Here is a 15,397-nt window from a genome sequence, read left to right as displayed (position 1 = left end):
CACCTTGCCTTACAACACGTAGCGGAAGAACATAATCACCAAGCACACCAGGAACATCGCCAAGCTGAGCTTGTTGATGAAGTGCATGGTTTTGAGGTTGAAGTTGGTTTTCCGGGCGGGGTCGTTCTTGCGAAAGAAATACCCGAAGGCGGGGCCGAAATTAAAGAGGTCTTTACCGTTCATGGCGGAGCAAGTTAGGGGTCGGTAAGGTAACACCGGGGGCCCCGGAAAGATTGGCGAAACGGCGGATTTATTGTGCTTTTCGGCGCGCATTTGGGTGGCGGCGGTGAGGCCCCCGGCGCGCAAACCGGCGCCCGGCCTACTTTTACCGACCGCTTCTGCTGCTGCTGCTTCCACCGCTTGCCCCGGGGCCCCCGGGCCCGGAGCGGCGCCCCCGTCCCACCCCGCCGCGCCCGGCCGCCCGCCATGAAAATCCTGTTAGTCGAAGACCACCCCGAGCTGGCCAAAAGCATTGCCGGCTACCTCGCGCAGGAGCACTACATCTGCGAGGTGGCCGGCACCTTTGACGGGGCCCGGGAGAAGCTGGCGCTGTTCACCTACGACTGCGTGGTGCTCGACATTATGCTGCCCGACGGCAACGGCCTCAACCTGCTCAAGCTGCTGCGCAAGGAAGGCGTGGAGAGCAGCGTCATCATCATCTCGGCCCACAACGCGCTGGATTTCAAGCTCGCCGGCCTCAGCGAAGGCGCCGACGACTACCTCACCAAGCCGTTTCCGCTGCCCGAGCTGCACGCCCGCATCAAGGCCATCATGCGCCGCCGCAGCCCGCACAAAAACAACCTGGTCACCTTCCAGGACATCAGCGCCGATCTGGAGTCGATGGAATGCCGCCTCAACGGCAAACTACTGAACCTTACGCGCAAAGAGACCAATTTGCTGCTGTACTTCATCAACAATAAGGGCCGGATGCTGACGCGCCAGGCCATTGCCGCCCACCTCTGGGGCGACTACACCGACAACCTCGACAGTGTGGACTTCGTGTACCAGCACGTCAAGAACTTGCGCAAAAAAATAACCGACGCCGGCGGCAAGGATTACATCAGCACCGTGTACGGGTTCGGCTACAAGCTCAACGCGCCCGATTGACGCCCCCGACCCCATGAAGCTGAACTACCGCTACACCGGGGCCTACGCGGTCATCACGTTTTTCGTGCTGAGCCTCGGGTTTGCCATTGTGTACGCGGCCCTCTCGCGCAGCGTCACGCAGGCCACGCTGGGCAAGCTCGAACACCTGAACGAAGTAGTGGCCGCCCAGCTCTGCAGCGGGCGCAACTACGCCGGGCACCCGTCGCGGGCCAACGTGCTGGTGGTGCCCGTGGGGCCCCGGGAGGCCGTGCCGCCGGGCCCCGTGGCGCAGGTGCGCACCGAGTGGAACCCGGCCCTGCAGGCCGAGGCGGCCACCGTGCGCCTCACCACCTACCCTGTGGTGGGCGGGCGGCGCTACCGCGTGGCGAGCCACGCGGCCGTAGTGGAGCCGCGCGACGTGTACCTCACCGGCCTGGTGCTGGTGTTTGCCTGGACGTTCGTGTTTTTGCTGGCTTTGGTGGTGATTCTCAGCGAGGTGCTCTCGTGGCGCATCTTGCAGCCGTTCAACGCCACGCTACGCGGCATCCAGCGGTTCCAGCTGGGCCAGCCGGGGGCCATCAGCTTCCCGCCCAGCCGCACCACCGAGTTCAACGTGCTGAACGAGTTCCTGACGCGCATGACGGCCCGCGCCCAGAGCGACTACCAGGGCCTCCAGGAATTCTCAGAAAACGCCTCGCACGAGCTGCAAACGCCCATTGCCAGCATCAAGGCCAAGATTGAGCTGCTGATGGATTCGGTGTTGGACGAGGCGCAGCTGCGCACGCTCACCACCATGCACGACGAGCTGGAGCGGCTGGCCAAAATCAACCAGGCCCTCACGCTGCTCGCCAAGCTCGAGCACTTCGAGCCGGGCCCCGGGGCCCTGGCCGACCTCAGCCAGCTGGTGCCCGCCACCGAAGCCGCTTTCGCCGACCTGGCCGAGATGAAGGGCCTGGCCACCGCGCTGCACGTGGCGCCCGGCGTGCGCGTGCCGCTCGACGGGGCCCTGGCCCAACTGCTGCTCAATAACTTGCTGAGCAATGCCATCCGGCACAACCAGGCGGGCGGCGAAATTCGCATCGCCCTCACCCCGGTCGCGCTGCGGCTCGAAAACACCGGCCACGCCCCCACCGCGCCCGTGGCCGAACTGTTCGGCCGCTTCAAAAAGGGCAACGCGGCGCTGGACTCCATCGGCATCGGGCTGGCCATCGTCAAGCGCATCAGCGAATTGTACGGCCACCGAATCAGCTACAGCTACGCCGATGGGTGGCACCGCATCGAGGTGGTTTTTGCACCGGCGGCAGAATAAATTGGCCGGTTTGGGCTGAGCAACCGTTTGCAAAGCCGCGGAAATTTCAAACAAACGATAACAATACTTTGAAATTTCTTCAAAATTGGGAGCGTGGTTTGTGCAGTGCCAAGCGGTGAAGGGTTCTTTGCCGCTGCAACTTTAATCCGGTCGCCGCCCGCATGCTCCCATCCTCCGCCGCTCCTGTTCTTAGCCCACGCGCCCCGGGGGCCCCGGCACAGCACGAGCGGATTTCGCAGCGGCGGCTGAAGGCCATCCTCAGCGGCTCGGTGGGCAACTTGGTGGAGTGGTACGATTGGTACGTGTTCTCGTCGTTCGCGCTGTACTTCTCGGCCTCGTTCTTCCCGTCGGGCGACGCCACGGCCCAGCTGCTGCAAACGGCCGGCATCTTCGCCCTGGGCTTTTTGATGCGGCCCATCGGCGGCTGGATGTTCGGGCGCATCGCCGACAAAGTGGGCCGTAAGCAGTCCATGACACTCTCGGTGCTGCTCATGTCGCTGGGTTCGCTGCTCATCGCCCTCACCCCCACCTACCAAACCGTGGGCCTCGTGGCCCCCGTGATGCTGCTCACCGCGCGGCTGCTGCAAGGCCTGAGCGTGGGCGGCGAATACGGCGTGTCGGCCACGTACCTGGCCGAAATGGCCACCGCCCGCCGCCGCGGCTTCTACTCCAGCTTCCTCTACCTGACCCTGATTGGGGCCCAGTTGCTGGCCCTGGGCATCCAATTGGTGCTGCAAAACGTGCTGCTGAGCGAGGCCCAGCTGCTGGCCTGGGGCTGGCGCATTCCGTTCGCCATCGGCGCGGGGCTGTCCATTGTGGCCCTATACCTGCGCAGCAACCTCGACGAAACTGGCCCCTTTGAGGCCCAGCAGCACACCCCCGACGAGCAGCGCGGCAGCCTGCGGGCCCTGGCGCAGCACCCGCGGGCGGTGGGCACGGTGGTGGGCCTCACCATGGGCGGCACGCTGGCGTTCTACACGTTCACGACCTATATGCTCAAGTTTTTGGTGAACACCGCCCACATGCCCAAGGCAGCGGCCACCAACGTGTGCTTCCTCTCGCTGCTGGTGTTTGCGGCGTTGCAGCCGGCGTTTGGGGCCCTGGCCGACCGCATCGGGCGGCGGCCGTTGCTCATCTTTTTTGGGGTGGCCGGCACGCTGGGCACGGTGCCGCTGCTCACGGCGCTGGGCCGAACCCACTCGCCGGGCGTGGCGCTGACACTGCTGCTGGTGGCGCTGGTCATCGTCAGCGGCTACAGCAGCATCAACGCCGTGGTGAAGGCCGAGCTGTTCCCGGTCGAGATTAGGGCCCTGGGCATCGGCCTGCCGCACGCCCTCACGGTGGCCGTGTTCGGCGGCACGGCCGAGTACCTGGCCCTGTGGTCGAAGGGCGCCGGCCACGAAGCCTACTTCTACTGGTACGTCACGGCGTGCATCGCCATTTCGCTGGTCGTGTTCCTCACCATGAAGGAAACCCTGAACGCCTCCCGCCTCACCTCCGACGACGCGCCGTAGCGCGCCGCCGCTACCCGCCGCGGGGCCCCGCTCTGCGTGCTTGCTTGCCTTCCCATCCTCTTACTACTCTTGTTATGAAACGGTTGTATTCAAACCTCACCGTGCAGGTGCTCACCGCCATTGCCCTGGGCGTGGCGGTGGGTGCGCTGTTCCCCGCGTTCGGCGCGGCCCTCAAGCCCGTGGCCGACACGTTCATCAGCCTCATCAAGATGCTGATTGCGCCCATCATTTTCCTCACCGTGGTGCTGGGCATTGCCGGCATGGGCAGCATGAAAAAGGTGGGCCGCGTGGGCGGCAAGGCGCTGCTGTACTTCGAAATTGTGACCACCCTGGCCCTGGCCATCGGCATTCTGGTGGCCAACCTCACGCAGCCCGGCGCGGGCGTGCAGGCCACGGCCCAGGCCGTGCTGCGCGACGGCAAGAAGGCCGCCGAAGCCGCCAAGTTCACCTCCCAGGCCGGCGAAATGAACTGGGTGGAGTTCTTCACCCACATCGTGCCCGACAACGTGGTGGGCGCCTTCGCCAAGGGCGACATCCTGCAAGTATTGCTATTCGCGGTACTCTTCGGCCTGGCCCTCAACCGGATGGGCCCCACGGCCGCGCCGCTGGTGAAAACCTTCGACCGGCTCTCGCACGCCATGTTCGGGGTGCTGGCCCTGGTGATGAAGCTGGCCCCGCTGGGCGCGTTCGGGGGCATGGCCTTCACCATCGGCAAGTACGGCATCGCCACGCTGCTGCCGCTGGGCAAGCTCATGCTGGTGGTGTACGCCACCATGTTCCTGTTCATTTTCGGCGTCCTGAACCTGATTTTGCGCTACTACAAGCTGCGCCTGGGGCCCTACCTGGCCTTCATCAAAGAAGAGATTTTGCTGGTGCTCGGCACCTCGTCGTCCGAGTCGGCCCTGCCCCGCATGATCGACAAGCTGGAGCGCTACGGCTGCTCGCGCTCGGTGGCCGGCCTGGTCATTCCCACCGGCTACTCCTTCAACCTCGACGGCACCAGCATCTACCTTTCCATCGCGGTAATCTTTCTGGCCCAGGCCTTTAACATTCCGCTCTCGCTCACTCAGCAGCTCTCGCTCATTGCTATCCTCGTCGTCACGAGCAAGGGCGCGGCGGGCGTCACGGGCTCGGGCTTCATCGTGTTGGCCTCCACGCTGGCCGCCACCAAGGTCATTCCGGTGGAAAGCGTGGCCCTGCTACTGGGCGTCGACCGCTTCATGAGCGAGGCGCGCGCCATCACCAACGTCATCGGCAACGGCGTGGCCACGCTGGTCATCGCCAAGAGCGAGGGCGAGTTCGACGAGGCCCGCCACCAACTGGCCCTGCAAGGCCGCTCGGTGCCCGAAAACGAGCGCTCCGAGCCCGCCGCTGAGCTGCCCCGCGTGGCCCAAGATTCGGACCTGGTGGCCCGCTAGGTCCCCGAGCTTCCCCCCTTTTCCGGCGGTTTCCCCGGCTGCTTTGGCGGGCCGCTGGGCCGCGCCTTGGCCTTTTGCGGCCGGGGCTGGGGGCCCCTGGGGCCCCCGCGGTCACGCCACTTTCTTCAAAATCCCACCCCCTTCTTATCGTTGATATGACTACGCCCTTTGGCCGTTTGCTGGCCGCTGGCTTCGTGCTGTTTGGCCTGGCCGCCCGCGCCCAGGTGGTGGTACCGCCCACCCCCGGCAGGGCCCCCGATCCTGCTACCAACGCGCTGCCCAAGCCCATGGCCCAACCGGCCAAATCGGCTCCCTACGGCCCGGGCATGAAGATCAACATCTCTGCCGACGGCTCAAAATACGTGCGCCTGATGACGGCCGTGCAGTTTTGGAGCCGCTACACCGACAACAACACGGGCACCGTCAACGGCACCGAGGAGCCCGTGAGCAGCCAGGTCGATTTTGGCATCCGGCGCGCCCGCCTGCTGCTGGTCTCGCAACTTAACTCGCGCTTCGTCATCGTCACCCAGCTCGGCATCAACTCGCAGAGCACCATCTCGGGCGGGGGCCCCGGCGAGGCCACCGGGCCGGGCAAAAAGGCCACCTTCTACATGCACGACGCCATGCTGGACTACAAGGTGAACAAGTACCTGAGCATCGGCGGGGGCCTGCACGCTTACAACGGCATCTCGCGTCAGAGCAGCTTCGCCGCGTTTTCGCTCATCACCCTCGACGTGCCCGGCACGCAGTGGCCCGTGCTCGACGCCATTGACCAGACCGGGCGGGGCGTGGGCCTGTTCGGCCACGGCCGGGTGGGCAAGTTCGACTACCGCCTGTCGGTGAACGACGCTTTTAAGAACAACACCACCAGCACACCCGCCACCCTCACCACCGGCGTGGCCCAGTTCAACCCCCGCGCCCGCGGCAAGGTCTACCAAGGGTATTTTGCCTGGGAATTCCTGGAAAAAGAGGCCAATCTCGTGCCCTTCCCCGTGGGCACCTACCTGGGCAGCAAGCGCGTGTTCAACCTCGGCACGGGCTTCCTCTACTACGCCAACGGCCTGTACGTGCGCGACCAGGCCCTACCCACCGCGCTGCCCGCCAGCGCCTGGGCTCTCCCCTACCGGCAGCAGGACTTGAGCGTGTTCGCGGCCGACGTGTTTTTCGACACGCCCGTGGACACGGTGCAGCGCACGGCCTTCACCTTCTACGGGGCCTTCTATAAGTACAACATGGGCAGCAACCTGGTGCGCTACGCCGGCAACCTCAACCCCGGCTACGGCTCAGCGGCACTGCGCGGCAACGCCGTACCCGTGGTGGGCACCGGCACAGCCCAAACCCTCCAAACCGGCTTCTTGCTGCCCCAGCGCCTGCTGGGCCCCAAGGCGCGCTTGCAGCCCTACGCCAGCTACACCCACGGCCACTACGAGGGCCTGCGCCGCGAAAACGGCAGCATCCAGGACGTGCACCTCTTCGATGGCGGCGTGAACGTGCTGCTCGACGGCCACCAGGCCAAAATCACGCTCAACTACCGCGCCCGCCCCGATTTCACCAACGTGAACGACGTCCGGTACCGCCCCGAGGTGACGATGCAGATGCAGGCCATTCTGTAGCCCGGGGCCCCAAATTAAGCCTAAAAAGGGCCGTGCGGAATGCTAGTTCGCGCGGCCCTTTTTTTTTAAGTTATGCCCACGCCTGCCGCTCGCGCCAGGCGAGCCCCGCGGGCAGCTCCTGGGCCGAAAACTCCAGGTGAATCACCCGCCGCGGCCGGTCGCTGGTGCTGCGGTTGGAGGCGTGCAGCAGCAGCGGCTTCATCAGCATCGCCCCGCCGGCGGGCACGGCGCACACCGTGGCGGTGGCTGTGTGGCCAGCAATGGTTTCGGCCGGTACCACGCCGCGCCGGTGCGAGCCGGGCACCACTTTTAGGGCCCCGTTGGTAGCGTCGCAGTCGTCGAGGTGCAGGCGTACGGTCACGGTATTTTCGAGCACCTCCATCAGTGGCTGCACGGCCACCCAGCCGGCCTTGGCCGTCCAGGGCCCAAACCCGGGCACGTCGGCGCGGTGCTTCACGTTAATCATCAAATCCTGGTGCCAGGCCACCAGCCAGTTCGATCCCGCCGGCTTGTCGAAATAAATAGCCTTGGTGAGGTGACAGCCCGACGGGAATAATTCGCCCAATAATTCGCGCAGCGCGGCGGTATCTAATAGGGCCCCCAGCGCCGGTATTTCACCCAACAAATTGCGAATCGCAAACACGTCTTGACTACGCCGAAAATTAGGGCCCCCAGCCGGGGACTCTTCGATGCAGCGCAGCAGGGCAGCTATTTCAGATTCGGTGAGTAGCTGCGGCAGGATTGCGAAGCCGGATTCTTGAAATTGACTACCTATTTGAAACTTCGGCATCGCTTAGTCTTACACAAATAATCTATTTAATACATGACTATCAATACCACAAATCTCAATCTCTATTTCTGAAAAATCTTCAACATCCGTGATACAGATGCCACCTTCTGCATTTAATTCGCCAAATAAAAGAACGTTTGCCTTGAGGTCTAAGGAAGATATCTTATCCCAATTGCTCTGCTGAATATGAGAACGAAAGATGGGTTGTAGCTGCTCAAAATAATAATCAGAAGCTCTCAATTGCCCACCAACTACACCCATAGAAATATCAATAATTTTTGCATCTACACTTCCAAAGTTTATAGAATTCGCGAACAACTGAATATTCATAATACATCAATTGCTACACCCCCGCCGGCTCGCCCACTACTTCCTTTTCAATCCATTTGCCATCCTCGCGCATCAGGTCGATTAATTCGTCCACGGCGCGTTCTTCGGGGACGGCTTTTTTGATGACGTCCTGGCCGCGGTAGAGGGCAATTTTGCCCTTGCCCACGCCCACGTAGCCGTAGTCGGCGTCGGCCATTTCGCCGGGGCCGTTCACGATGCAGCCCATGATGCCGATTTTGATGCCCTTGAGGTGGTCGGTGCGCTGGCGGATCATGGCCGTGGTTTCCTGCAAGTCGAACAGGGTGCGGCCGCAGCTGGGGCAGCTGATGTACTCGGTCTTGCTCATGCGGGTGCGCGCCGCCTGCAAAATGCCGAAACTGAGCTGGTTGAGGCCGTCGAGTTGGGTTTGCCACTCTTCCTGCGACGCTTCGGGCAGCAGTTCCGTGCCCAGCACCACCCCGTCGCCGAGGCCATCGATGAGCAGGCCCCCAATGTCGGTGGCGGCGTCGAGCTGGGTTTGGGCGGCCGGCTGGGGCCCGTAGGCCCGGCAGATGACGACCGGGCAGCTCACACCGGCATTGATTAAATCGAAGAAGGCCCGACGTATTTCCGGCATGGCGTGGCTGTTGGCGGTCACCAGTACCAGCACCACGGTGGGGTCGTCGCGCAAGCGGGCCAGCAAAGCTACATCAATAGCATCTAGGCTCAGCATCAGGAAGTTGAGCTGCGGGTGATGTTCGGGCAGCCCGCTTCGACGCGGATCGGCCATGTAGCGGTCGGCCGTCATCAGGGGGAAGTGGTCGGGGCGGCGCCCGGCGTCGGCCCAGGCGGTGTAGTTCACGATTTCCTTCAGGCCGTTGGGCAGCATAAAGGGCACCGGCCGCTCGCCGGTGTAGAGGTAGTCGGCCCCCAGGTCCGACATCTGGAACTTGTCGAGAAACGGCGAGTACAGGTGGCCGGCGGCGCGCAGGTCGCCGTATTCCAGCCGCGGCAGGCGCGAGAGGTCGGAGATGACGCGCGGCACGTTCAGGCCCCCGAAGTTGAGCACTTCGTGGGTGTGGCGGCGCAGGTATTGGAACGGGTTAATGGGCTCGGGACCCTCCAGCGGCCGGATGGGCTGGGCCGTGGCGGCGCGGCCCACGTAGCGGTCAATCAGCATCTTGGCCACGGGGGCCTCGGCCTCGGGGGCCTCCGTCAGGCTCACGCGCACGGTATCGCCCAGGCCGTCTTCGAGCAGCGTACCGATGCCCACGGCGCTCTTGATGCGGCCGTCCTCGGCTTCGCCGGCCTCCGTCACGCCCAGGTGCAGCGGGTAGGGTTGCAGGCCCTCTTCGTCGAGCTTCTGCACCAGCAGGCGGTAGGCCTGCACCATCACCTGGGTGTTGCTGGCCTTCATGCTCAGCACCACGTCGTAGTAGTTTTCTTCTTCGCAGAGGCGCAAAAACTCCAGCGCCGACTCCACCATGCCCAGCGGCGTGTCGCCGTAGCGGCTCAGAATCCGGTCGGACAAGGAGCCGTGGTTGGTGCCAATGCGCATGGCCGTGCCGTACTGCTTGCAGATTTTGACCAAGGGCCGGAACCGCTCGCGGATGCGCTCGACCTCGGCCGCGTAGCTGGCGTCGGTGTAGTCAATCTCCTCGAACTTCTTTTTGTCGGCGTAGTTGCCCGGGTTCACGCGCACTTTCTCCACGATGCGGGCGGCCAGTTCGGCGGCGTTGGGCGTAAAGTGGATGTCGGCAATGAGGGGCACGTTGCAGCCCCGAGCCCGCAGTTCCTTCTTGATTTCCAGCAGGTTTTGGGCCTCCTTCACGCTGGGGGCGGTGATGCGCACGTACTCACAGCCGGCAGCCACCATGCGCAGCGTCTGCTCCACCGAGCCCTGCGTGTCCATCGTGTCCACGGTGGTCATGCTCTGCACCCGGATGGGGTAATCGCCGCCCATGGGCACGCCGCCGATGTTTACCACCCGCGCCACGCGGCGCTTATACTCGGTCAGGCTGGGGCAATACGTCTTGTTCATAACCAGAAAACTAGGGGCCCCGGCCGAAAGTTGTGGGGGCCTCACAAAGGTAACTTGGCGGCGCGGCTGGGGCCCCACGGCCCGGCCGTAGCCACCACCGCCGGCTGCCCTAGCCGCCCACTTCCAGCACAATCTTGCCGATGTGGGCGCTGCTTTCCATCAGCCGGTGCGCAGCCGCGGCTTCGGCCAGCGGAAAGGTTTGGTCGATGAGTGGACGGAGCTGGCCAGCCGCCACCAGGGGCCATACGTGCTGCTCGACGGCGGCGGCCAGCATGGCCTTAAAATCGGCGGAGCGCGGGCGCAACGTACTGCCCGTGATGGTGAGGCGGCGCTGCATCATGGCCAGGGCATCGAAGGTGCCGGCACTGCCCTGCATGGCGTTGATGAACACCAGGCGGCCGTCGTCCTTGAGCAGACGCAGGTTTTTGGCAATGTAGTCGCCGCCCACCATGTCGAGCACCACGTCCACGCCCTCCCCTTTCAACACTTCCTCAAAGTCCTCGTCTTTGTAATTGATGGCCCAGTCGGCGCCCAGGTCGCGGCAGGCGGCGCACTTATCCTTGGTGCCCGCCGTGACGGCTACGCGGCTGCCCAGGGCGTGGGCCAGCTGGATGGCCGTGGTGCCGATGCCGCTGCTGCCGCCGTGCACCAGCAGCGTTTCACCAGGCTGCAGGGCCCCGCGCTGAAACACGTTGTGCCACACCGTAAACACGGTTTCGGGCAACGCAGCAGCTTCTACCGGGCTGAGGCCCGCTGGCAAGGGCAGGCAGTGGCGGGCGTCCACCACCGCATATTCGGCGTAGCCGCCGCTCGCCAGCAGGGCGCACACGGCATCACCGGGCTGCCAAGGTGGGGCCCCGGGGCCGCAGGCTTCCACCACGCCCGCTATTTCGAGGCCGGGCACCGCGCCCGCCACGTCGCCGCTGCCGGCGTACTTACCCTGGCGCAGCAGCACGTCGGGGCGGTTCACGCCGGCGGCCTGTACGCGCACCAGCACTTGGCCCGCAGCGGGCTGGGGCCGGGGCACATCGCCGAATTGTAATACGTCGGGGCCGCCGGCTTGGCGGATGGTAATGGCTTTCATGGGCAGCACGGGTGGGGTACGGGGCCCTGTACGGGGCCCACCGCGCGGCCGTTACTTGGCGGCCACCTGCTTTTGCAGCGCCTGCACCTGATGCTCCAGTTCTAAGTTGCGGAACACGACCTTGGCTTCCAGGTCGGCGTATGAACTTTGGAGCTGGTCTTGCAGCCGGCGCATCTCGGTCACGTCGGTATTGGTGCCCAGCCACCGCACGAGCTGGTCCTGCTCGTCGTGCACGGGCACGGCCCGCGTCAGAAACCACCGGTACTCCCCATCGTGCCCGCGCAGCGGAAACGTCAGCTCCCACGGCTTGCCCGCAGCCCAGGCGTTGCGCACAAAGGTCACCACCGAATCGATGTAATCGGGGTGGTGCACCTTATCCCAGCCCCAGCCCGTCATTTCGGCCAGGGTAGTGCCGGTGTAGTCGTACCAGCCCTTGTTGTACCAATAAATGTTCCCGTCGGGCCGGGCCATCCACGAAAGCTGGGCCACATTGTCGGCGAGGGTGGTGAATTCCGCTTCGCGCTCTTTCAGCTGTTCCGCCGCTATCTTCTGATCGTGGATGTCGGTGCACGTACCAAACCACGTCGTCAGAACCCCCGCCGCGTTGCGCCACGGCCGCGCCTGGCCCAAAAACCAGCGGTACGATCCATCAGCCGCCCTAAAGCGGTACTCAATCTCGTAATCGGCCCCGGTGGCCAGCGAATGGCCCCACACCTTGTTGGCGCGGGCCCGGTCGTCGGGGTGCAGCAGGTTGTTCCACATTTCGGGCCCTACGCTGTCGGCCAGCGTGTAGCCCGTAAAGTCGATCCACCGCTGGTTGAAGTAAGTGTGGAAGCCGGTGGCGTCGGTTATCCACACCAGCTGCGGAATCATATCGGCCAGAAAGGTAAATTGCTCAGGCCCGGCGGTGGGGAAGGCGTTAGCAGGAGAAGCAGCAGAATTCACGAACAACGAAGAATAAAACGTACCAATCAATTGAGAAAGTGGCCCCTACAACCGGCCCAGCTGCAGTTCCATGCCCGAGGCAAAGTACAGGTTGAGCTGGCTGCGCAGCCCATCGGCCGAACGGCGCAGGCGCGTCACCAGGGCCCGGGTTTCCTCGGCGGGCAGCTCGAAGCGTAGGTACGGGCGGTTCAGCAGCTCGTCACGCGTCACGGCCCAGCGGCCGGTTTCGGCCGGGCCGTCGGGCGCGGCGTGCGTTTCGAGCTGCCCGGGGCCCAGCACCAGGCGCGTGGCCTGGGCCAGCAGGCTGGCCGGGTCGTTGCGGTTCAGCACGCGGCTCAGCACCGCCCAGTCACCGTCGAAGTAGGCGTCGGGGATTTGTTGTAAATTAATATCCAGAAGCAGATCAGTCATGTACAGGAATAGGCTGGCCGGGAACGCTCCCGGCGCAAAAATAATACTGGCCTGAATTTCATCCCAAACGAGCCATGTTGCCCGCCTGTTACAATTCAGGATACAACCAATAACGGTGGAGTTGCCGTACGCGTTCCACCGCTGGTCTGGTTGGCTTCCACAAACAGGATAGTCACCAACCGCCGCGCTTCCGCCCCATGAAAACCCCCGCTTTATTTCCCTTCGTAGCCCGCGCCGCCCGGCGCACCGGCCTCACGGCCTGGCAGACGGGCCGCTTGTTTCGCCAGCTGGCCGCCCGGGCCCTCGATGCCGTGCAGGAAGTGCTGCGGGCCGAAATCGAAAAGGGCAATTTTAAGCTCGTGGCCGACTTTCTGGCCGATAAGGCCGTGCCCGCCGCCCGGGTGCTGCTGCTCGAGCGCATGAGCGTGCGCCTGCTGGCCCGCCTGGGCCTGCGCGGGGCCCTGGCTTCCAATGTAGTGGGCTGGGTGCTGCCCTTCGTGCTGGAAAAAATGGTGGGCGTGGCCCTCAAAAGCGGCCTGCTTGATAAGCTAAAGGCCAACCCCACCGTGGGCGAAGCCCTCGGCCGACTTGACGAGCTGCGCCGCTCCGCCTGGCACGTGCTCGTGCCCGACCCCGGCAGCAGCGCCGAGCTAGTCGAGGATGAGGCCCCAGCAAAGGCCCCTGCTGGGGCCCCGGCGCAGCTGCCCGGTGGGGGCCCCGCGTAGCCGCCGGCCCGCGGCAGCCGTAGAAGGTACCGTTGTGTCTCCCTTCCGTATGCAAACCCTGGCTTCGTTTCCCTTTTTGCGCGTGCACCTTCACACCGGGGGGCCCATCAGCGTCCTCGAAACCGAGTGGCTGGGCTTTGCCGGCAGCACCGATTTCCGCCAAGCCCTCACCGAAACCATGCGCTTTGCGCAGCACCACCGCGTGCAAGGCTGGGTGGCCGACGACCGCCGGCTGGGCCCCGTGCGCCCCAAAGACCTGGAGTGGACGCACGCCCACGTACTCAACCCTCTGTCGCTGATGGGCTTGCAGCGTTTTGCCCACCTTGAGTCGGTAGAAGTCCTCAACCGCCTTACCATCGACGGCATGTACCGCACGGCCCTGCCTGGGCTGCTCTACGAATTTCGGCACTTCACTGCCTTGGCCGAAGCCCGCGCCTGGGCCACCGGCGGCTAGGGCCCCGGGGCCCTAACCGGCCGCTGAGAAACCAGTACACAAAAAAAGGCAGCCCACGCGGACTGCCCCTTTCAAAACCGGGGCGCGGCGAGAATTCCCACCCAACACCGGACCCGATCCTACCCCTTGGGGCCTAGTTCCGGAACAAAAGTTCGCGGTACTTAACCAAGGGCCAGTCCTCATCGGCCACCATCTGCTCGAGCTTGTCAACGGCGCGGCGGATGGGGGCGAATTTCGTTTTGATGTCGTCGCAGTAGGCAATGGCCTGCGCGCGCACATCGGTCAGCTTGTTGATGTTTTTGCGGGCGTCCACCATCTCGTCCACCGTGGTTTTGATGGTCGAAACGTAGCCCGAAATGGCCTTAATCATCTCAATTGTAACCTGAGCGTGCTCGGTGTCAAGGCCCAGCTCGCGCAGGCCGCGCACGTTATCGATTAGCTTGGTTTGGTAGGCGATGGCGGTGGGGATGATGTGGTTGATGGCCAAGTCGCCCATCACCCGCGCCTCGATCTGGATCTTCTTCTGGTACTCCTCGAGCAAAATCTCGTGCCGCGCGTGCAACTCCACTTCCGAGAGAATGCCGTGGCGGGCGAACAAGGCGGCCGCCTCGGGCGTCACCAGCGCGTCGAGCGCCTGCGGGGTGGTGGGCACGTTGGCCAGGCCCCGGCGGGCGGCCTCGGCCTTCCACTCCTCGGAGTAGCCGTTGCCCTCGAAGCGGATGTCCTTGGAGCTGATCACGTACTGGCGCAGCACCTCGACGATGGCCACCTCCTTTTTCTTGCCCTGCTCGATCAACGCGTCGACCTCCGTTTTGAAGGCCAGCAGCTGGTCGGCCACGATGGCGTTGAGCGTGGTCATGGCCGAGGAGCAGTTGGCCGAGGAGCCCACGGCGCGGAACTCGAACTTGTTGCCCGTGAAGGCGAAGGGGGAGGTGCGGTTGCGGTCGGTGTTGTCGAGCAGGATGGCCGGGATCTTGTCGATCCCCAGCTTCAGGTAAATGTTGTCGCCTTTGTCCAGCGGCACTTTGGCCGTGCGCTCCAGCTCATCGAGCACCGAGTCCAGCGTCGAGCCGAGGAAGACGGACATGATGGCGGGGGGCGCTTCGTTGGCCCCGAGGCGGTGGTCGTTGCTGGCCGAGGCGATGCTGGCCCGCAGCAAGTCGCCGTAGCGGTGCACCGCTTTCACCGTCGTGATGAAGAACGTCAGGAATTGCAGGTTCTCCTTGGGCCGGCGGCCGGGCGAGAAGAGGTTAACGCCGGTGTCGGTGCTCATGGCCCAGTTGTTGTGCTTGCCCGAGCCGTTGACGCCGGCAAAGGGCTTCTCGTGCAGCAGCACCTTGAGGTGGTGGCGCTCGGCCACCCGGCCCATGATGTCCATCAGCAGCTGGTTGTGGTCCACAGCCAGGTTGGCGTCCTCAAACGTGGGGGCGCACTCGAACTGGTTCGGGGCCACCTCGTTGTGGCGCGTGCGCAGCGGGATGCCCAGGGCCGTGGCTTCCTCCTCGAAGTCGAGCATGAACCCGTGCGCCCGGGCCGGGATGGAGCCGAAGTAGTGGTCGTCGAGCTGCTGGCCCTTGGCCGGGGCGTGGCCGAAGAGCGTGCGCCCGGTCATGACCAGGTCGGGGCGGGCGTCGTAGAGGGCCTTGTCGACGAGGAAGTACTCCTGCTCGATGCCGAGCGTGGTGTGGACCCGGGCCA

At 64.3% G+C, this 15,397-nt stretch carries 15 protein-coding genes; 7 read left to right on the top strand and 8 right to left on the bottom strand.

Features of this window, described 5'->3' with window-relative positions; all coding sequences use genetic code 11:
- Positions 1-9: 9 nt before the first annotated feature.
- Positions 10-183: a DUF6728 family protein gene (locus tag EAH73_RS23330; protein WP_170214108.1), complete on the bottom strand. Its 174-nt coding sequence runs from the start codon at positions 181-183 to the stop codon at positions 10-12.
- A 243-nt stretch (positions 184-426) separates the two neighbouring features.
- Between EAH73_RS23330 and EAH73_RS22565 the strand changes: the two genes are divergently transcribed.
- The 5 genes from EAH73_RS22565 to EAH73_RS22545 all read left to right on the top strand — a co-directional run bounded on the left by EAH73_RS22565 (position 427) and on the right by EAH73_RS22545 (position 6,940).
- A complete protein-coding gene (locus tag EAH73_RS22565; RefSeq protein ID WP_140469701.1) occupies positions 427-1,107 on the top strand; it encodes a response regulator transcription factor in 681 nt (226 codons plus the stop codon).
- Between the two features lie 13 nt (positions 1,108-1,120).
- A complete protein-coding gene (locus EAH73_RS22560; protein ID WP_140469700.1) occupies positions 1,121-2,395 on the top strand; it encodes a sensor histidine kinase in 1,275 nt (424 codons plus the stop codon).
- A gap of 161 nt (positions 2,396-2,556) precedes the next feature.
- Positions 2,557-3,909 (top strand): MFS transporter, encoded by a 1,353-nt coding sequence (locus EAH73_RS22555; RefSeq protein WP_140469699.1) that lies wholly within the window; start codon positions 2,557-2,559, stop codon positions 3,907-3,909.
- Between the two features lie 74 nt (positions 3,910-3,983).
- On the top strand, positions 3,984-5,327 hold the full coding sequence (locus EAH73_RS22550; protein ID WP_140469698.1) for a dicarboxylate/amino acid:cation symporter: 1,344 nt from the start codon (positions 3,984-3,986) through the stop codon (positions 5,325-5,327).
- Between the two features lie 155 nt (positions 5,328-5,482).
- Positions 5,483-6,940 carry a hypothetical protein gene (locus tag EAH73_RS22545; RefSeq protein ID WP_140469697.1) on the top strand — a complete coding sequence of 486 codons (1,458 nt, stop codon included), beginning with the start codon at positions 5,483-5,485 and terminating at the stop codon, positions 6,938-6,940.
- Between the two features lie 70 nt (positions 6,941-7,010).
- On the opposite strand, the gene EAH73_RS22540 is transcribed toward EAH73_RS22545, so the two are convergent.
- From EAH73_RS22540 to EAH73_RS22515, 6 genes are all read right to left on the bottom strand, one after another.
- Complete coding sequence (locus EAH73_RS22540; protein WP_140469696.1) at positions 7,011-7,730, bottom strand: phytanoyl-CoA dioxygenase family protein; 720 nt, start codon at positions 7,728-7,730, stop codon at positions 7,011-7,013.
- Positions 7,731-7,739: 9 nt separating this feature from the next.
- Positions 7,740-8,060 carry a hypothetical protein gene (locus EAH73_RS22535; protein ID WP_140469695.1) on the bottom strand — a complete coding sequence of 107 codons (321 nt, stop codon included), beginning with the start codon at positions 8,058-8,060 and terminating at the stop codon, positions 7,740-7,742.
- 13 nt (positions 8,061-8,073) lie between these two features.
- Entirely contained in the window at positions 8,074-10,080 is a 2,007-nt protein-coding gene (gene ispG / locus EAH73_RS22530) for a (E)-4-hydroxy-3-methylbut-2-enyl-diphosphate synthase (protein WP_140469694.1), read from the bottom strand.
- Between the two features lie 109 nt (positions 10,081-10,189).
- A complete protein-coding gene (locus EAH73_RS22525; RefSeq protein ID WP_140469693.1) occupies positions 10,190-11,164 on the bottom strand; it encodes an NAD(P)H-quinone oxidoreductase in 975 nt (324 codons plus the stop codon).
- 51 nt (positions 11,165-11,215) lie between these two features.
- Positions 11,216-12,109 (bottom strand): PAS domain-containing protein, encoded by an 894-nt coding sequence (locus EAH73_RS22520; RefSeq protein ID WP_140469692.1) that lies wholly within the window; start codon positions 12,107-12,109, stop codon positions 11,216-11,218.
- A 45-nt stretch (positions 12,110-12,154) separates the two neighbouring features.
- The gene (locus tag EAH73_RS22515) at positions 12,155-12,520 is read right to left on the bottom strand and encodes a hypothetical protein (protein WP_140469691.1); all 366 of its coding nucleotides are present in this window, start codon (positions 12,518-12,520) and stop codon (positions 12,155-12,157) included.
- Positions 12,521-12,717: 197 nt separating this feature from the next.
- On the opposite strand from EAH73_RS22515, the gene EAH73_RS22510 reads away from it, so the two are divergent.
- Positions 12,718-13,245 carry a hypothetical protein gene (locus tag EAH73_RS22510; RefSeq protein WP_140469690.1) on the top strand — a complete coding sequence of 176 codons (528 nt, stop codon included), beginning with the start codon at positions 12,718-12,720 and terminating at the stop codon, positions 13,243-13,245.
- 49 nt (positions 13,246-13,294) lie between these two features.
- Positions 13,295-13,699, top strand: coding sequence for a hypothetical protein (locus tag EAH73_RS22505; RefSeq protein ID WP_140469689.1), 405 nt, complete (start codon positions 13,295-13,297; stop codon positions 13,697-13,699).
- Positions 13,700-13,832: 133 nt separating this feature from the next.
- On the opposite strand, the gene EAH73_RS22500 is transcribed toward EAH73_RS22505, so the two are convergent.
- Positions 13,833-15,397, bottom strand: a 1,565-nt coding sequence (locus EAH73_RS22500) for a glutamine synthetase type III (protein ID WP_140469688.1), incomplete at its 5' end; no start/stop codon positions are given.

The sequence above is a fragment of the Hymenobacter nivis genome, from assembly GCF_006439025.1.
Classification (GTDB): Bacteria; Bacteroidota; Bacteroidia; order Cytophagales; family Hymenobacteraceae; genus Hymenobacter; species Hymenobacter nivis_A.
The sequence above is the reverse complement of the archived record's forward strand: the minus strand, read 5'-3'. Positions and strand labels throughout refer to the sequence as shown.

What these genes read in the sequence shown, in the direction of transcription:
- EAH73_RS22510 (WP_140469690.1), top strand. Translation starts at nt 12,718, where the DNA reads ATGAAAACCCCCGCTTTATTTCCCTTCGTAGCCCGCGCCGCCCGGCGC.
- EAH73_RS22535 (WP_140469695.1), bottom strand. Translation starts at nt 8,060, where the DNA reads ATGAATATTCAGTTGTTCGCGAATTCTATAAACTTTGGAAGTGTAGAT.
- EAH73_RS23330 (WP_170214108.1), bottom strand. Translation starts at nt 183, where the DNA reads ATGAACGGTAAAGACCTCTTTAATTTCGGCCCCGCCTTCGGGTATTTC.
- EAH73_RS22525 (WP_140469693.1), bottom strand. Translation starts at nt 11,164, where the DNA reads ATGAAAGCCATTACCATCCGCCAAGCCGGCGGCCCCGACGTATTACAA.
- EAH73_RS22565 (WP_140469701.1), top strand. Translation starts at nt 427, where the DNA reads ATGAAAATCCTGTTAGTCGAAGACCACCCCGAGCTGGCCAAAAGCATT.
- EAH73_RS22560 (WP_140469700.1), top strand. Translation starts at nt 1,121, where the DNA reads ATGAAGCTGAACTACCGCTACACCGGGGCCTACGCGGTCATCACGTTT.
- EAH73_RS22555 (WP_140469699.1), top strand. Translation starts at nt 2,557, where the DNA reads ATGCTCCCATCCTCCGCCGCTCCTGTTCTTAGCCCACGCGCCCCGGGG.
- EAH73_RS22550 (WP_140469698.1), top strand. Translation starts at nt 3,984, where the DNA reads ATGAAACGGTTGTATTCAAACCTCACCGTGCAGGTGCTCACCGCCATT.
- ispG (WP_140469694.1), bottom strand. Translation starts at nt 10,080, where the DNA reads ATGAACAAGACGTATTGCCCCAGCCTGACCGAGTATAAGCGCCGCGTG.
- EAH73_RS22515 (WP_140469691.1), bottom strand. Translation starts at nt 12,520, where the DNA reads ATGACTGATCTGCTTCTGGATATTAATTTACAACAAATCCCCGACGCC.
- EAH73_RS22540 (WP_140469696.1), bottom strand. Translation starts at nt 7,730, where the DNA reads ATGCCGAAGTTTCAAATAGGTAGTCAATTTCAAGAATCCGGCTTCGCA.
- EAH73_RS22545 (WP_140469697.1), top strand. Translation starts at nt 5,483, where the DNA reads ATGACTACGCCCTTTGGCCGTTTGCTGGCCGCTGGCTTCGTGCTGTTT.
- EAH73_RS22505 (WP_140469689.1), top strand. Translation starts at nt 13,295, where the DNA reads ATGCAAACCCTGGCTTCGTTTCCCTTTTTGCGCGTGCACCTTCACACC.